Source organism: Cesiribacter andamanensis AMV16, assembly GCF_000348925.1.
Lineage (GTDB): Bacteria > Bacteroidota > Bacteroidia > Cytophagales > Cyclobacteriaceae > Cesiribacter > Cesiribacter andamanensis.
In genome coordinates this window covers 27756-43601 of sequence record NZ_AODQ01000026.1, presented here as the reverse complement: position 1 = coordinate 43601, position 15846 = coordinate 27756, and the positions used below count along the sequence as shown (strand labels likewise).

Below are 15846 nucleotides of genomic sequence, written 5' to 3'. Positions count from 1 at the left end.
AGACGGCCGGCCGGTACCTGTACCGTAGTTTCCCAGATGCCGTCGCCATCGGCATCGCTCAGGGGTGTACCCCCCGGATTCCAGTTACTGCCAAAACCTGCCGCCTGCTGAAAGGAGCCCGCCACATGCACCCCCTTTGCGGACACCGTCTGTTGGCGCATATCCACCCGAAAGGTAAGGGCTACCTGCTGGGCAAGGGCGGAGAGGGAAAAAAGAAAGGCCAGGGGGAGTAAAATATATCTCATCTGGTAAGGTGTTGTATCCGTTCTATGGTATAACCGCAAGATAGCCTATCCGCTTATGAACTTTTTGATTTTTTCATTTAAAGGAAGTTTAAAGGCAGTGGGATAGGGACTGAAGCTGTAGCACAGACTTGCCCATGCGGAACATCCTACTTATCTTTAGCGTTACTATCGTAGCGCGTAACTATGATCAGCACTTTTGGCGATAAGGAAACAGAGAAGATATGGAATGGTGAGCGATCAAAAAGATTGCCCAACGAGATTCAGCAGATAAGCAGGCGCAAGTTGAGGATGCTGAACAACTCACAGGATATTCAGGATTTGAGAATCCCGCCATCCAACAGACTGGAGAAGCTTAGCGGCGACCTGAAAGAGTTCTACAGCATCAGGATTAACAGCCAGTGGAGAATCATATTCCGCTGGAATGGCAGCAATGCTTTCGAGGTGAAAATTGTGGATTATCATTAATGCAGCAACATATGAACAAGTTGGAAAATATACATCCCGGCGAAATATTGCAACAAGAGTTTCTGGTGCCGCTGGGCATTTCTGCCTACCGATTATCCAAAGAGACGTTTATCCCGCAGACCCGCATTAGTGAGATCATCAAAGGCAGAAGAAGAATAACTGCGGACACAGCCCTTCGCCTAAGCAAGTATTTTGGAACATCCGCTAAATTCTGGATGGGCCTTCAGGATGATTATGATCTTGAAGAGGAAAGAGAGCAGCAAAAAGATGAGCTTGATAACATAAAACCAATAGAACAAAACGCCGCCTAAGCCCCCCCAATTGTTGGTGTTTTCACCAACAATCCCAAGGCAGCCTCTAAAACCACCTTCACCACCCAGCACAAAAAAAGCCCCGCCGAATCACTCAGCAGGGCTTTTCTATAGCACCGAAGTTCTAACGTCTAACGTCTATCTTCTAACTTCTCCAACAAACCTACTCCGCTGCCGGAATGGGCTCTTCCAGGTGCTCGCCCTTGATCTTGGCGCGGATCTTTTTCTCCAGTTCTTCGGTCAGCTCGGGATTGTCCTTGATCAGTTGTTTTACACCATCGCGGCCCTGGCCCAGCTTCTGATCGTTGTAGGAGAACCAGCTGCCGGATTTCTTGATGATGTCCAGCTCTACGCCCAAATCCAGGATCTCACCGGCTTTGGATACCCCTTCGCCGTACATGATGTCGAACTCCACCTGCTTGAAAGGGGGCGCTACCTTGTTCTTCACTACCTTTACCCGGGTGCGGTTGCCCACAATGTTGTCGGCACCTTCCTTGATCTGGCCAATGCGGCGAATGTCCAGGCGCACCGAGGCGTAGAACTTCAGGGCGTTACCACCGGTGGTGGTTTCGGGGTTGCCGAACATCACACCGATTTTCTCGCGCAGCTGGTTGATGAAGATACAGGTACAGTTGGTCTTGTTGATGGCGCCGGTGAGCTTACGCAGGGCCTGGCTCATCAAACGGGCCTGAAGACCCATTTTGCTCTCGCCCATTTCGCCTTCAAGCTCGCCTTTTGGTACCAGGGCCGCCACGGAGTCGATCACAATAATGTCGATAGCGCCTGAGCGGATCAGGTGCTCGGCAATCTCCAGGGCCTGCTCGCCATTGTCGGGCTGTGAGATCAGCAGGTTCTGGGTGTCGATGCCCAGCTTCTCGGCATAGGTGCGGTCAAAGGCATGCTCGGCATCAATAAAGGCCGCCATGCCGCCTTGTTTTTGCGCTTCGGCAATACAATGCAGGGTAAGGGTGGTTTTACCGCTGGATTCCGGACCGTAGATCTCGATCACACGGCCGCGGGGAATACCGCCAATGCCCAGGGCAATGTCAAGCCCCAGCGAACCGGTGCTGATGGCAGGCACGTCTACCACCTTCTCATCGCTGAGCTTCATGATGGTACCTTTGCCGTAGGTTTTCTCCAGCTTGTCAAGGGTGAGCTGAAGGGCTTTTAATTTTTCCTGATTATCACTCATGGTATGCACTAAAATTTTTAGCTTTGCTGTTGTGTCAGGGCAATGTACCCGCACTCTATACAAAGGTTTTTGGCTGCCTAAAAGTTCGGTGCCGCAGCCTTTTTAACCCCTTTTTTGCTAATGGTTTTTGCTAATATTTTTCGCAAATATAAACGTCTTTTTGAGACCTCCAAGCCTCTTGTTCAATCTATTGAAATTTTTTCAGAAGCCCCGCCTGCTTCCCTTTTTTTTAAAGCGCTGATGCTCTTGCTGCTAGGCCTTGGGCTGCCGGCCCGGGGGCAGCTCAACAACGAGGCCTTTTACCTGCGCTTTCCCGTAGTGGCAGCCGACAGCGGCAAACTGCAGCTGCACACCTATGCGCTGGGCTTTAGCCGAAACAACGAGTACTTTCAGCGCTTTGCCGATGGCTACACCTACTTTGGCTACCAGGGCATGGCCTGGCTCAGCTACCAGCCCGATGCGCGGGTGCGGGTATGGGGCGGCCTGTTCATGCGCGATGATTTTGGCACCAACCGCCTGCAGGAGGTGCAACCCGTTTTTCGCATCCAGGCCCGTTTTGATAGCCTGCAGCTGATCTTTGGCACCCTGCAGGGCAGCCTTAACCACCAGCTGATTGAGCCTATGTATGATTTTGAGCGGGTAATGGTAGACCGCCTTGAAGAAGGGCTGCAGCTGCTGTATGAAAAGGAGCGCTTCTGGCTGGATGTGTGGATCGACTGGGAACGCACCATTTACCTGGGCAGCCCCTTTCAGGAGCGGGTGTCGGGTGGTTTCTCCAGCCGGCTGGATCTGGCCAAAAAAGAAAAGACCCGCCTGGTGCTGCCCCTGCAGATGCTGGCTTTTCACCAGGGCGGGCAAATCGATACCGACCTACCCCCCTGATCACCCGGGTAAACCTGGCCGGGGGCCTGGAGCTGCAGCGGGCTGTAGACCGGCGGTTTCTGCACAGCTGGAGCCTGCAGCCCTATGTGCTGGCCTATCATGATGCCTCCCATGAACTGCGGGCGCCCTTTAAGCAGGGCTGGGGCCTGTACCTGAATGCGGCGGCCTACACCAAACTGGGCGGCTTTATGCTGACGTATTGGCAGGGTGACAGCTACATCCCCATCAAGGGGGCGCCCCTGTTCAGCTCCGATTCCGATACCTTTGTAAACCCCAATGCGGTAAGCCGACAGCGGCGCCTGCTGATGTTGCGGCTGCTGAATGAGATTCCCATAGGCCGCCACCTGGCACTAAGCCTGCGCCTGGAACCGTTCTATGATTTTGGCGAAGGCCGGCTCGATTTTGCCAACAGCATTTACCTGAACTATCGGGCGGGCTTTGGGCTTTGGAACAAACACAAAAAGAAATAGCAGGATGTGGAAAAAAATAGCCCTTGCCCTGGGGGGGTGTTGCTGGTGCTCATCCTCTGGCAGCGGGAGCTGATCAGTTACGGGCTTATGCAGGGCAGAGGCCAGCTGGAGGTACTCTGGAATGCCCGCCCGCTGGAGGAGGTGCTGCAGGATCCCGCTGTGCCCGACAGCCTGAAGCAACGCCTGCTGCTCATCGGCGACATACGGGAATGGGGCGTAGCCCGGCTGGGCCTGAAGGAAACCAACAACTACACCACACTCTATGACCAGAAGGGGCAGGAGATCCTTTGGGTAATTACCGCCTGCCACCCCTACAAGCTGGAGAATAGGGAGTGGCGCTTTCCTGTTGTGGGCACTGTTTCCTACAAAGGGTTCTTTGACCATGAGCGGGCCCTGGCCGAAAAGGCCGAGCTGGATGCCGCCGGCTGGGATACGCACATTCGCCCGGTAAGCGCCTGGAGCACGCTGGGCTGGTTCAGAGACCCCATTCTCAGCAACATGCTCTTCAGGCCCGAGGGCGATGTAGCCAATACCGTGCTGCATGAGCTAACCCATGCCACCATTTTTGTAAAGGATTCGCTTATGTTCAATGAAAACCTGGCCTCCTTTATCGGCCACCAGGGGGCCCTGCTGTTTCTGAAAGACCGCTTTGGCCCCCAGGGCGAGCCCCTGCAGCGCTACCAGGAGCGGTATCAGGACCGGCATCTGTTTAGCCAGCATGTACTCAGGGGGTTGAGCCGCCTGGATAGCCTCTACAGCAGCTTTCCGGAAAGCCTGCCCGAGCCTCAGAAACAGGCCCAAAAGCAGGCGCTCATTCAGCAGATCATAGACGAAACGGCCGCCCTGCCGCTGCACCGGGCCGAAGATTGGCGCCGGTTCTTTGCCGAGCAGCAGCCCAACAATGCCTATTTTATGTCGTATGAAAGGTATAGCGGCGGACTTGAGGAGCTGGAAACAGCCTTTGAGGAAGAATTTGGCGGCGACCTGACTCAATTTTTAACATACTATAAAAAACGCTACGGGCGTTAGTCGTACTATTTTGGTACGGATGTTGATTTGTCTTGCTAGTATGAAACGACTGATTCCTATACTTTTGCTCCCGATATTGCTGGTAAGCGCTGCCAGCAACGATGGCTACCGGCGCCTGCCCAGCACTGCTTTTGGCCCCGGCGAGAAAATCATGTACCGGGTGCACTATGGCTTTGTAACGGCGGGTGAGGCCGAGCTCTCCATTGATAAAAAGATCCACATCATCAACAATCGGCCTACTTACAAGATCGATATCCACGGGCGCACCACCGGTCTGGCCGATAAGCTCTTTAACGTAAAGGACAACTGGGGCACCTATATGGACACCGCCGCCATGGCCCCTCACCAGTTCTATCGCCACATTCGGGAGGGCAAGTACCGCAAAAATGAAATGGTGCACTTTCAGCAGCTCAACCGCAAGGCAGTAGTGTCCAACCTGTCTAAAAACGGCCGGGAGATTGAAAGCACCGAGGTATTTGATGTGCCTGCCTATGTGCAGGACCTGGTAAGCGGCTACTATTACCTGCGTACGCTCAATTATACCACCATCAAAACCGGTGAGATCCTGAAGGTAGATGCCTTTTTTGATAAGGAGGTCTACGATTTTAAGGTGCGCTTTCTGGGTCGGGAAACCATCAAGACCGAGATGGGCAAGATGGATGCCCTGGTGCTCACCCCCATCCTGCCTGATAACAAACTGTTCAAAGGTGAAAATGCCGTGCGCATCTGGATCTCGGACGATGAGAACAAGATCCCCCTGAAGATAAAAGCCGAAATGATGGTGGGCGCCGTAGAGATCGATATCCGCGATTTTCACAAGAGCAAGCGGCGCTAGGTTATGTCAATGTTACCGGCAGTTTAAATCGGCGTAACATCCCCGCAGGGCTTTGGGCACTTGCTAAAAAGGGCGTACATTTAGGTAAACGAACCGTTGCCATACCCCCTATGAAGCCCCAGCACAAGGTACTTTTAGTAGATGATGAGGCCGATATTCTGGAACTGCTCCAATACAACCTGGAAAAAGAAGGCTACCAGGTGCGCACCGCCCTCAATGGCAAAAAAGGAGTAGAAGAAGCCCGCCATTTTTCGCCTGATCTGGTATTGCTTGATATTATGATGCCCGAGCAGGATGGGGTAGAGACCTGCCGCCAGCTGCGGGAGCTGCCCGAGATGCAGAATGCCTACATTATTTTTCTAACCGCCCGGGCTGAGGAGTACTCCGAAATTGCCGCGTTTGAGGTGGGGGCCGATGATTACATCATCAAGCCCATAAAGCCCCGCGCCCTGATGAGCCGCCTGAGCGCCCTGTTTCGGCGCGAGACCAAAAAGAAAAAATCCGACAGCAAGATCAGCATTGGCGACCTGGTCATAGACCGCTCCAGCTACACCGTAAGCATCCGTGAAGAGCAGGTTACCCTGCCCAAAAAAGAATTTGAGCTGCTTTATTTTCTGGCCCAGAATCCCACCAAGGTGTTTAGCCGCGATGATCTCCTGCACAACATCTGGGGCAGCGATGTATATGTGCTGGCCCGTACAGTAGATGTGCACATCCGCAAGGTGCGCGAAAAAATAGGCGAGGGCTACATCACCACCGTAAAGGGGGTAGGCTATAAATTTGAATTGAACTAACTTAGTAGCAGCGCCATCAAGGCCTTTACGATGTTACATACAGCTCGGGCGGTTGCCATTTTACTGGCGCTTTCGGTTGCCGGCATTACCGCAGCCTTTCTTTCGTTGGTAGATGGGGTCTCTTCCCTGGGCGTACTGGTTAGTTTTCTGGTGGCCGGGGCGGCTACCTACCTGCTTTCCTTTATCACCCTGGAGTTTTTTATCTTCCGGGAGATCAATCACATTCATGAAGTGCTGCACAAGCTCAAGAAAAAAGACCTGAGCTTTTTGCAGGAGGCCAGCGCCAAGGATACGCGCAACCCCCTGCGGCGCATCAACCAGGAGATCTTTAACTTTGCCGGCCTCAAGCAGCGCGAGATAGAAGAGCTCAAGCGCATGGCCGACTTTCGGCGGGAGTTTCTGGCCGATGTGTCGCACGAGCTCAAGACCCCCATTTTTGCCGCCCAGGGCTACATCTACACCCTGCTGGATGGTGCGGCAGACGATGAGGCGGTACGTACCCGCTTTCTGCAAAAAGCGGCCAATAGCCTGGATGGCCTGGATGTGCTGGTACAGGACCTGCTGATGCTCTCCCAGCTGGAGACCAAGCAGATCCGGATGTATTACAGCTATTTTAACCTGGCCGAGCTTATCCGTGCAGTTTTTGACCAGATGGAAGGCAAAGCCGAAAGCCAGGGCATAGCCCTGCGCCTGCCGGCTGATTTTCCCGAGCAGCTCTGGGTATGGGCCGATAAGCAGCGCATTCAGCAGGTGATTACCAACCTTACCTCCAATGCCATCAAATACTCCAACGACAGCCCCGAAGGGGGCGGCTGGGTAGAGGCCCAGGTGCGGGAAGAAGGCGACCGCATACGGGTGCTGATTAAAGACAACGGGCGGGGCATTCCGGCCGAGCACCTCAACCGCATTTTTGAGCGCTTCTACCGGGTAGAGAAAAGCCGGGCCAAGGTTAGTGGCGGCACCGGCCTTGGGCTGGCCATTGTAAAACATATCCTGGAGGCGCATAAAAGCCAGATTGATGTACAGAGCGAAGTAGGCAAGGGCTCGGTGTTCAGCTTCAGGCTTAAGAAGCGCAAAGATAAGCGCAGCAGAAGCCAGCAGACCGAGCTGGCGGAGTAGCCAGAGCCACGCCAAAATGCTCCCTGCTGCCAGCCCCCGGGCTATCAACCTCAAAAGCCTTTTTTCGTAAGCTAAGAGCTGCTGCCGTATTTTGGCAGTGTTACCTCTTATGGATACCCCACGCTTACTGGCATTTTTGGCCTTTATGGGCCTCATACTTTTTATCTACATTCGCTGGGCCACCCGCAAAAAGCGCCTGGCCAAAAAGGCGCTTCGGGAAGAATTCTCCAGGGAATGGCGCCACCAGCTGGCCTCCAAAGTGGCCTTTTACAAGGGGCTGGGCCGGCGTGGCAAGCGGCGCTTTGAGCAGCGCGTTCTGGTGTTTCTGGCCCAGACCTCTATTGTAGGCATCAAGACAGAGGTAGATGACCTGAGCCGCTTACTGATAGCGGCTGCCGCCGTGATCCCCACCTGGGGTTACCGGGAGTGGGAGTACCCCAACCTGGGCGAGGTATACCTAACCGACGGGGCCGTATCGGTACACTCGCCGGAGCCCGGCCGGCAAAACATAGTGGCCGGGCAGATCAAGCCCCAGGGCAACCAGCACATGGTGGTCTTTAGCAAACAGGCGCTGGTGCAGGGCTTTGCCAATCCCAAAGACAGCCGCAATGTAGGCCTGCATGAATTCGCCCACCTGCTCGATGAGCAGGACGGCAGCACCGATGGCCTGCCCGAGCACTTCCTGAGTCCCGAAATGACCGAAGCCTGGGAAGAATTGATCCGGGAAAAAACCAGGCTCATCAAAAAAGGCAAATCCGAGATCAACCCCTATGGCGCTACCAACCGGGCCGAATTCTTTGCCGTAATGACCGAATACTTTTTTGAACGGCCCCGTAAACTGCTGGAAAACCACCCCAGGGTATACAAATTGCTCAGCCGGGTCTTTAACCAGAATCCTGCTCAGCTGGAGGCCCGGCTGGAAGCTCAGCTGGGGCCAGAAGTGCTGGACACCAGCAAGGAACCCGGCCGAAACGACCCCTGCCCCTGCGGCAGTGGGGAAAAGTACAAAAAATGTTGTCTGGCAGAAGCCTCCTAGCCTAACCTAGCTGTAAGTACACCGTTAACTTATGTAACGAGTTTATCAAACAGCCTATTTTTTGAGCCGACAGTATTATGAAGCGTTTTAGTGCACTTTTTATAAGCTGCTACCTACTGGCAGCCCTACCCCTTATTGCGCAGGATTCTGGCGCAACTACTACTGCCCCCACTAAAGTATATAAAACCAGCTGGACCGATGGCGTTATAAGCGCTGCCGGCATTGGCATGAGTGCCTGGGGCCTCAGCATCATGAATGCCAAAGACCCCCTGTCAGAAGAGTACCTGGACTGGGTAGCCCTGTACCCCGAGCAGGCAAAAGCCAATGTGCCCAAGTTTGATCGCTGGGCGGCGGGCAATTTCGATGCCCGGATCTCCGACCTCACTGATATTCCTTTCTACGGTTCCTTTGGCCTGCCGCTGGTAGTAGCCCTGGGGGGCGAGCGCACCCGAAAGGATTTCTGGCAGATTGGCCTGCTTTACCTGGAGACCATGTCCATTACCGGTACATTCTATACCCATTCGGCGGGCTGGCTCAACCGCCATCGCCCCCTGGTCTACAATGCCGATCCTGATAATGACGACCGCACCGACATTAAAGCCACCAACTCCTTTTTTGCAGGCCATACGGCCGCTACGGCCAGTGCTACTTTTTTTGCCGCCAAGGTATTTAACGATTATTATCCCAACAGCCGGGCCCGGGCCTGGGTATGGGCCGGAGCGGCCATTATTCCGGCGGCCGTTGGGGCCGGGCGTCTTCATGCGGGCAAGCACTTTTTAAGCGATAACCTGGTGGGCTATGCCCTTGGCGCCTCCATTGGCATTCTGGTGCCGCATCTGCACAAAGTGAGCGGTAGGCAGAATTTTAGCCTGATGCCTATTTCCGGGCCGTATGATGGGCTGGCGCTTCAGTACCGCTTCTAAAGGTGTAGTGGCAGTAGGGACTTTAGGTAAGAAGGGGTACAAGGTATAGGGCACCTGGTTGGCCGGCAGGTACAGGAGATTCCCTGAAGATACTAAAAATGTACAGGGGAGGTTCTCTCCTCAGGTTATCCCTATACCCTATTGCTTGTACCCTATACCAGATGCATCCTTTTTCTGCGCAGGAGTCTGCTCCCCAGCCTCTGCACCCCTCCCTACAAATGCGTAAGCTCCGCCAGCTGGTCCAGCAGCCAGCCGGTAATGCTGTAGCGGTGGCGGGTGGCAGGCAGTACCTCATGCTCCAGCAGATCGCTCCGAAAGCAAATAAAGCGGCCGGCCACCGGCAGCACATCCTTGATGGTTTCACCCCCCTGGCCGTCGGGCAGGTACAGGCGCAGTTCGCCGCCATGCTCGGGCTGCCAGTCCTCGTTCAGGTAGCAGATCACCGACAGGCGGCGGTGGTCGTTGAGGCGAAACTGGTCCAGGTGGCGCTGGTAGCGCTTACCCGGGGGGTATACGGTATAGTGCAGCTCCGAATCTTTCAGGCTCAGGTAGAGGGTGCGGTTCAGAAACTCCATGAGCTGGTGCAGGCGGGCCAGGTAGGCCTGGGTAACAGGGGCTACCTGCTCGGGCTCAATCCAGCGGATCAGGTCGCCGCGGATGCTACGGTCTACCTGGAAATCCTGCCCGGTGCCGATCCCGGCTTTTTTCAGGCGGCCGTTTTCCTCATGCCGGTCTATGATGGCGCGGATCTCTCCACATTCTTCCGCTGAAAGAAAGGCATCCAGCAGGGCATATCCTTTTTCGGCCAGGCTATCTGCCAGGGCATCGTAGGCCCTTTCCAGGGCGGCAGGGTCAGTAGTATACTGTGTATTGATGTCCATAAAAAGACGCGGAGGCTCTTGATTAAAGCGCTGCAAAGCTAGCAGGAGCCCGCAGCGCTTGATGCTCCGCTATACATAATAATTTTTGCGGCGCTGCATTGTTTCGTTCAGCAGCAGGGCTTCCTGGAGCAGCTGCCGGATGGCATCCAGGGGCAGGGGAGTATCGGAGGTGAGGTGGAGCAGCCGCACTTCTTTTCCCTCCCCTGTGAGCAGGCCCCCGGCATTGCTCAGCAGGGCGCCCCGGCAAAAGCCCAGGCAAATGCCGCCAGGGGTAGGATTAAGATAGCAGAGCAGGCCCTGATGGGCATAAAAGGGGATCTTCCACTTAAGGCTTTCTTCTATGGCCGGCGCCGCCTGCAGAATCAGCTCCCGCAGCTGCAGCATCAGCCGGCGCTGTTCGGCCGTGTGGCGCTCAATGAAGTGTGCAATGGGGTCCATAGGGGTATGGGGTATGGGGTGTGAGGTATCAGGTACGAGGTATAGGGGTTGGAGAGGCCGCCGTGCGCAAAGGGGAGCATGCGCAGCAGAAGCTCCTCAAGCCTGCTTCCCCAGACAAAAGGTAATGGCTGCCTCCGCCTCACCCGCCTGCCGGCGAGGCAGGTACCCCATACCTCATACCCCTTACCTATATAAATATAACAAAAAAGGGGGAGCTTGTTTGTATTAAAAAGCAGAAGCTGCAACTTTGGCCCCTCTATGAAACAGCCCCACCTTAAGGACCTTATACTTTTTGAGAATGAGCACTATCTGGTGCTCAACAAGCCCGCTTTTGTGGCTACGCTCAGCGATCGAAACGATCCCAACAACCTGCTGGACTGGGTGCGGGAGCTGGTGCCCGATGCCCAGGCCTGCCACCGGCTGGATAAGGAAACCAGCGGCTGTATAGCCTTTGCCAAAGTACCGGAGGCCTACCGTCACCTGGCCATACAGTTTGAAAAGCGGCAGGTGCAGAAGATCTACCATGCCATTGCCGATGGCCTGCACGAGTTTCGGCAGGAGCGGGTAGAGCTGCCCATTCTGCAGATGAACAACGGGCTGGTGACCATTAACAAGCTGGAGGGCAAGCCGGCCGAAACCCTGTTTACCACCCTGGAGGCCTACCGGGCCCATACCCTTATAGAGTGCCGCCCCATCACCGGGCGCCAGCACCAGATCCGCATTCACCTGAAATCGCTTGGGGCACCCATCAGCGGCGATGAGGCCTATGGCGGCAAGCCCCTTTTGTTAAGCGAGATCAAGCGCAACTACAACCTGAAGAAGCATACCGAAGAGCTGCCCCTGATCCGCAGGGTGGCCCTGCATGCCTACTCGCTTATTTTTGCAGACCTGGATGGCAGCGAGATTAAGGTAGAAGCGCCCTACTTCAAAGATTTTGCCGTAGCTGTAAAGCAGCTCAGCAGGTGGCAATAGGAGGAGGGGCAAGTAGGTGATTTTCAAAAAATTGCCTACATTTGCAAATTCAAAAGGGAATTTCTATCTTTGTGTCCCTTTTTTAGGGTTGTTGTATTATTTCAAACCATCGTCTAAACGTGGATACGCTTAGTTACAAAACTGCTTCATTGAACAAGGCGACTGTCCAGAAAGAGTGGGTGGTAGTTGACGCTACTGACCAGGTTCTGGGCCGTTTGGCCAGTCAGATCGCAAAAATCGCACGGGGAAAGCACAAGGCTGGCTTTACTCCGCATGTCGATTGCGGTGACAACGTAATCGTTATCAATGCCGAGAAGGTAAAGCTCACCGGCCGGAAGATGACAGACAAGGTGTACATTCGCCACACTGGGTACCCAGGTGGACAGCGCTTTGCCTCTCCTCGCCTGCTGATGGACAAAAACCCTGCATTGGTTGTAGAAAAAGCTGTAAAAGGCATGCTGCCGCGCACCCGTCTGGGTCGTGAGATCTTCCGCAACGTATTTGTATACGGCGGTGCCGAGCATCCGCATGCTGCCCAACAGCCAAAAGAAATTAAACTACTTTAAGAGTAAGGATTGGACATGATCAATACCATCGGTAGACGTAAGACATCCGTAGCCCGCCTGTACATGCAGGACGGCAGCGGTAAGATTACTGTTAACGAGCGGGATTTGGCTACCTACTTCCCAACAGAGGTACTCCAAACCATCGTTAAGCAGCCCCTTTCCACCATTGAGGTGGTAGGCAATTACGACCTCAACATCAATGTTGATGGCGGCGGCATTAAAGGCCAGGCAGAAGCCATTCGCATGGCCATTGCCCGCGCACTGGTTGAGGCAGATGCCGACAACCGCCCTGAACTGAAGAAAGAAGGCTTCCTGACCCGTGATCCCCGTATGGTGGAGCGTAAGAAATACGGTCGCAGAAAAGCCCGCAGAAGATTCCAGTTCAGCAAGCGCTAATATTCATATATCTCTTGTAATCATTTATAATGGCTGAAATTACCTATAAAGACTTACTGGATGCTGGTGTTCACTTCGGACACTTAACAAGAAAGTGGGACCCAAAAATGGCGCCGTACATCTTCATGGAGAAGAACGGTATCCATATCATCGACCTGAACAAAACCTTAGCAGCTCTTGACGAAGCATCCAACGCTGTTAAACAAATCGTTCGTTCAGGCAAAAAAATCATGTTTGTTGCCACCAAGAAGCAGGCGCAAGACATCGTGAAGCAGGAGGCAGAACGCCTTAAAATGCCTTTCGTGACTGAGCGTTGGTTAGGTGGTATGCTTACCAACTTTGCTACCATCCGCAAATCACTTAAAAAGATGACCAATCTGGATAAGATGATGAAGGATGAGCAGACAGTAAAAAATCTTGCGAAACGCGAGCGTCTGATGATCGGCCGCGAGCGCGAGAAACTGGAGCGCGTATTGGGCGGTATTGCCGACCAGAGCCGCCTGCCAGCTGCCCTGTTTGTGGTAGACATTAAGCGGGAGCATATTGCCGTTAAAGAAGCTCAGAAACTCAACATTCCGGTGTTTGCGCTGGTGGATACAAACTCTGACCCTACGCAGGTAGAATACCCTATCCCCGCCAACGACGACGCCTTCAAATCAATCAGCCTGCTGGTACATGCCTTTGGCAGAGCTATTGAAGAAGGTCTGCAGGAGCGTAAAAAGGATAAGGAAGATACCAAGCAGAAGGAAGGCGAAGCTGAGAAGCGTGCCCTAGACGAAGCGGAAGAAACAACAACCGAATCTTAACAATCCTATACTCAATCTGTTACAAAAATTGAACACTGATTCCAATTGGTGTTCAATTTTTGTTTTTACTATCTTTGCACTGCATTTTTCAACCCAAAAATTCTAGATAATGGCTATTACCGCACAAGATGTGAACAAGCTCCGCCAGATGACTGGCGCCGGTATGATGGACTGCAAAAAAGCCCTCACCGAAGCCAACGGAGATTTTGAGCAAGCGATCGATATCCTGCGTAAAAAAGGTCAGAAAGTATCCGCCAGCCGCGCCGACCGTGAAACCTCAGAGGGAGCTGTTTTTGTGCAAACCAATGGCGACGCTTCTGAAGGCGTGCTTATTGCTCTGGGCTGCGAAACAGACTTCGTAGGCAAAAACGCCGACTTTCAGCAACTGGGCCAGGCGATTCTGGAAACTGCCGTTAAAAACAGCCCGGCTACTACTCAGGACCTGAAGCAGACCAAGACAGCCGATGGGCGCACGGTAGAAGAAAAAATCACTGAAATGGTGGGCAAGATCGGCGAGAAGATCGACATTCTGGCCTATGAGCGTATGAGCGGCGAAAAGGTGGTTCCCTATATTCACTCCAACGGCAAGCTGGGGGTAATGGTAGCTCTTACCACGGTAGGCGGCGATTACGAAGGTGCCGGCAAGGATGTGGCCATGCAAATTGCCGCCATGAATCCCGTAGCCGTAGACCGCTCTGGCGTAGACAGCTCTACCATTGAAAAGGAGCTGGAGATTGCCCGCGACCAAGTACGTGCCGAAGGCAAGCCCGAGAACATGATCGATAAAATTGCCCAGGGCAAGCTCAACAAGTTCTACAAAGACAACACCCTGCTGGAGCAGCAGTTTGTGAAAGACAACAGCCTAACAGTAGAGAAGTACCTTGATTCTGTGAACAAGGGCATGACGGTTACCAAGTTTAAGCGCGTGCAAATCGGTTAATTTGCTGATGTGCTAACTCTTTGATAGCCCGATCGTTAGGTCGGGCTTTTCTTGTTTTGGAGGGCTTGCTGAACGGTCTGCCGACAACCCTCCAAAACATTTTGCGTTGAAATATGCTTAATAGAACATCTTTCAATCAAATTTTTAAAACTATGTTACGTTGGATTGTAATTTTTCTTGTTATTGCGCTGATTGCCGCCGTACTAGGTTTTGGCGGTATCGCAGCAGGAGCAGCCGGCATTGCTAAGATCATTTTCTACATTTTCTTAGTACTCCTGGTAATTTCGCTAATCATGCACTTGGTACGAGGGCGCTAAAGCAGCCCCCGCTTATATGACAGGATTGCCTCGACTGTAGACTACAGCCGAGGCTCTCTTATTTGCCAGTGTTGCCGGACCAGTTGCCAGCGCCCGGGAGGCAGGCCTTTGCCCAAACACACCCCATGCCCCGCTGGCAGGGGTGCAGCGCATGCGTTTTGGGAAGAGAGCAGGGGGAGAGACCGGCAGCAGCAACCTGCCGCCTCTGCATGTCCAAGCATGTCTAAAGCAAGCTGTTATGCCAGCCTTCTTCGGGAGTAGGAAATGTCCTGGGGGCTTCCCCAGCCGGACTTCCCCAGCCAGGCTTAGTCTGCGCTGGTCTGCACAATGTTGGGAAAGGGCAGCCGGTAGCTGACCGTAAAGGTTTTACCATTCACTTCCACCGCCTGGCTATCGTCCAGCTGCTGCATCAGCTCTAAAAATTCTGCATAGTGGGCTTTATCCAGGTACACACTGTAGAGCTTCTCCGACCGCCAGATAGTATCCGGTGATTTTAGGGTTGGCCAGTGGGCCGGCCATTTCAGCGTTTTCCTGGGCGGTTTCAGCGCATCCGTAAACAGGACTTCGATTTTTTCCGGAACCCATTCCAGCGCCTGCTCATCGGCATAGGCCACCAGCTTGTCGTACACCCGTAGGAAGGCCGGGGGGGCGGCTTTGCGGGCGCGCTCGTCCTGGCGCAGGTTTCCGCTTACCTGCTTCACCACGGTAGTATCCAGGTTAATGTAAAGTTCGGTCTGGCGTAGGGGGCGCCGTCGGCTTACAGGGGAGGGGGGCTGGGGCAACTCCAGCAGCTCATTGCTGATGCCCAGGCTGCCGATCAGCTCCTGCAGCTGCTCCTGTGCCAGCTGGGTCTGGTAGTAGCGCACACCCCCTTTCTGCTGCTGCCGGTAAATGATATGCCCCGAATCATACAGGGCAAAGGAGGGCACATCGGAGCCGGGTACCCGCAGGCCGGGATCTAGCTCAGTTAGCACCAGCAGGGGCTGGCCATACGCCTGGCTGGTAAGTTGCGCGGCAGCAGTATAGCCCAGGCCAGTCAGCAGCAGAAGCAGGGGTAAGATTTTCTTCATCAGAAACCAAACGTAAAATACGGAATATGTTGCAGGAGAAGCTAGCTGCATGTTCTGTATACGCAAACGGGATTAAAGAGGATGTACGCAGAAGATCAGCCCTAGCTGCAAGGCATTACCTCTTTTTTATAATCTGGAATATTCACAGACAGAAAATAC

General features: G+C 53.7%; 21 protein-coding genes. 16 read left to right on the top strand and 5 right to left on the bottom strand.

From position 1 onward, the window contains the following. The coding region (locus tag ADICEAN_RS06980) for a hypothetical protein (protein WP_040396445.1) at window positions 1-245 on the bottom strand (245 nt) is incomplete at its 3' end. A gap of 183 nt (window positions 246-428) precedes the next feature. Between ADICEAN_RS06980 and ADICEAN_RS06975 the strand changes: the two genes are divergently transcribed. Then, complete coding sequence (locus ADICEAN_RS06975) at window positions 429-710, top strand: type II toxin-antitoxin system RelE/ParE family toxin (protein ID WP_009194861.1); 282 nt, start codon at window positions 429-431, stop codon at window positions 708-710. An 11-nt stretch (window positions 711-721) separates the two neighbouring features. Next, on the top strand, window positions 722-1021 hold the full coding sequence (locus ADICEAN_RS06970; protein WP_009194860.1) for a HigA family addiction module antitoxin: 300 nt from the start codon (window positions 722-724) through the stop codon (window positions 1019-1021). A gap of 163 nt (window positions 1022-1184) precedes the next feature. Here the strand turns inward: ADICEAN_RS06970 and recA are convergent, their stop codons facing one another. Then, window positions 1185-2213, bottom strand: coding sequence for a recombinase RecA (gene recA / locus ADICEAN_RS06965; protein ID WP_009194859.1), 1029 nt, complete (start codon window positions 2211-2213; stop codon window positions 1185-1187). Between the two features lie 240 nt (window positions 2214-2453). Between recA and ADICEAN_RS06960 the strand changes: the two genes are divergently transcribed. The 8 genes from ADICEAN_RS06960 (at window position 2454) to ADICEAN_RS06925 (ending at window position 9301) form a co-directional block, all read left to right on the top strand. After that, window positions 2454-3095, top strand: coding sequence for a hypothetical protein (locus ADICEAN_RS06960; RefSeq protein ID WP_152426338.1), 642 nt, complete (start codon window positions 2454-2456; stop codon window positions 3093-3095). Between the two features lie 86 nt (window positions 3096-3181). Continuing rightward, window positions 3182-3565 (top strand): hypothetical protein, encoded by a 384-nt coding sequence (locus ADICEAN_RS06955; protein WP_009194857.1) that lies wholly within the window; start codon window positions 3182-3184, stop codon window positions 3563-3565. A gap of 36 nt (window positions 3566-3601) precedes the next feature. Beyond that, the gene (locus ADICEAN_RS06950) at window positions 3602-4594 is read left to right on the top strand and encodes an aminopeptidase (protein WP_236612875.1); all 993 of its coding nucleotides are present in this window, start codon (window positions 3602-3604) and stop codon (window positions 4592-4594) included. Window positions 4595-4634: 40 nt separating this feature from the next. Continuing rightward, window positions 4635-5429, top strand: coding sequence for a DUF3108 domain-containing protein (locus ADICEAN_RS06945; RefSeq protein ID WP_009194855.1), 795 nt, complete (start codon window positions 4635-4637; stop codon window positions 5427-5429). A gap of 110 nt (window positions 5430-5539) precedes the next feature. Continuing rightward, window positions 5540-6223, top strand: coding sequence for a response regulator transcription factor (locus ADICEAN_RS06940; RefSeq protein ID WP_009194854.1), 684 nt, complete (start codon window positions 5540-5542; stop codon window positions 6221-6223). 30 nt (window positions 6224-6253) lie between these two features. Further along, window positions 6254-7342 carry a sensor histidine kinase gene (locus ADICEAN_RS06935; protein ID WP_009194853.1) on the top strand — a complete coding sequence of 363 codons (1089 nt, stop codon included), beginning with the start codon at window positions 6254-6256 and terminating at the stop codon, window positions 7340-7342. 145 nt (window positions 7343-7487) lie between these two features. Beyond that, window positions 7488-8378 (top strand): zinc-dependent peptidase, encoded by an 891-nt coding sequence (locus tag ADICEAN_RS06930; protein WP_009194852.1) that lies wholly within the window; start codon window positions 7488-7490, stop codon window positions 8376-8378. A 77-nt stretch (window positions 8379-8455) separates the two neighbouring features. After that, complete coding sequence (locus ADICEAN_RS06925; protein ID WP_009194851.1) at window positions 8456-9301, top strand: phosphatase PAP2 family protein; 846 nt, start codon at window positions 8456-8458, stop codon at window positions 9299-9301. A gap of 212 nt (window positions 9302-9513) precedes the next feature. Here the strand turns inward: ADICEAN_RS06925 and ADICEAN_RS06920 are convergent, their stop codons facing one another. Both ADICEAN_RS06920 and ADICEAN_RS06915 read right to left on the bottom strand, forming a co-directional pair. Next, on the bottom strand, window positions 9514-10182 hold the full coding sequence (locus ADICEAN_RS06920) for a 2OG-Fe(II) oxygenase (protein WP_009194850.1): 669 nt from the start codon (window positions 10180-10182) through the stop codon (window positions 9514-9516). 69 nt (window positions 10183-10251) lie between these two features. Beyond that, window positions 10252-10620, bottom strand: a complete 369-nt coding sequence (locus ADICEAN_RS06915) for a DUF1801 domain-containing protein (RefSeq protein ID WP_009194849.1) — start codon at window positions 10618-10620, stop codon at window positions 10252-10254. A gap of 258 nt (window positions 10621-10878) precedes the next feature. On the opposite strand from ADICEAN_RS06915, the gene ADICEAN_RS06910 reads away from it, so the two are divergent. The 6 genes from ADICEAN_RS06910 to ADICEAN_RS21820 all read left to right on the top strand — a co-directional run bounded on the left by ADICEAN_RS06910 (window position 10879) and on the right by ADICEAN_RS21820 (window position 14617). Then, on the top strand, window positions 10879-11592 hold the full coding sequence (locus tag ADICEAN_RS06910) for an RluA family pseudouridine synthase (RefSeq protein ID WP_009194848.1): 714 nt from the start codon (window positions 10879-10881) through the stop codon (window positions 11590-11592). 119 nt (window positions 11593-11711) lie between these two features. Next, window positions 11712-12158 (top strand): 50S ribosomal protein L13, encoded by a 447-nt coding sequence (gene rplM, locus ADICEAN_RS06905; protein WP_009194847.1) that lies wholly within the window; start codon window positions 11712-11714, stop codon window positions 12156-12158. A gap of 9 nt (window positions 12159-12167) precedes the next feature. After that, window positions 12168-12554: a 30S ribosomal protein S9 gene (gene rpsI, locus ADICEAN_RS06900; RefSeq protein ID WP_040396444.1), complete on the top strand. Its 387-nt coding sequence runs from the start codon at window positions 12168-12170 to the stop codon at window positions 12552-12554. Window positions 12555-12583: 29 nt separating this feature from the next. Beyond that, window positions 12584-13360 (top strand): 30S ribosomal protein S2, encoded by a 777-nt coding sequence (rpsB, locus tag ADICEAN_RS06895; protein WP_009194845.1) that lies wholly within the window; start codon window positions 12584-12586, stop codon window positions 13358-13360. Between the two features lie 109 nt (window positions 13361-13469). Next, window positions 13470-14300 (top strand): translation elongation factor Ts, encoded by an 831-nt coding sequence (gene tsf / locus ADICEAN_RS06890; RefSeq protein ID WP_009194844.1) that lies wholly within the window; start codon window positions 13470-13472, stop codon window positions 14298-14300. A 152-nt stretch (window positions 14301-14452) separates the two neighbouring features. Beyond that, a complete protein-coding gene (locus ADICEAN_RS21820; protein WP_009194843.1) occupies window positions 14453-14617 on the top strand; it encodes a DUF1328 domain-containing protein in 165 nt (54 codons plus the stop codon). A 305-nt stretch (window positions 14618-14922) separates the two neighbouring features. Here the strand turns inward: ADICEAN_RS21820 and ADICEAN_RS06880 are convergent, their stop codons facing one another. Then, entirely contained in the window at window positions 14923-15687 is a 765-nt protein-coding gene (locus ADICEAN_RS06880; RefSeq protein WP_009194842.1) for a hypothetical protein, read from the bottom strand. Window positions 15688-15846 lie beyond the last annotated feature (159 nt).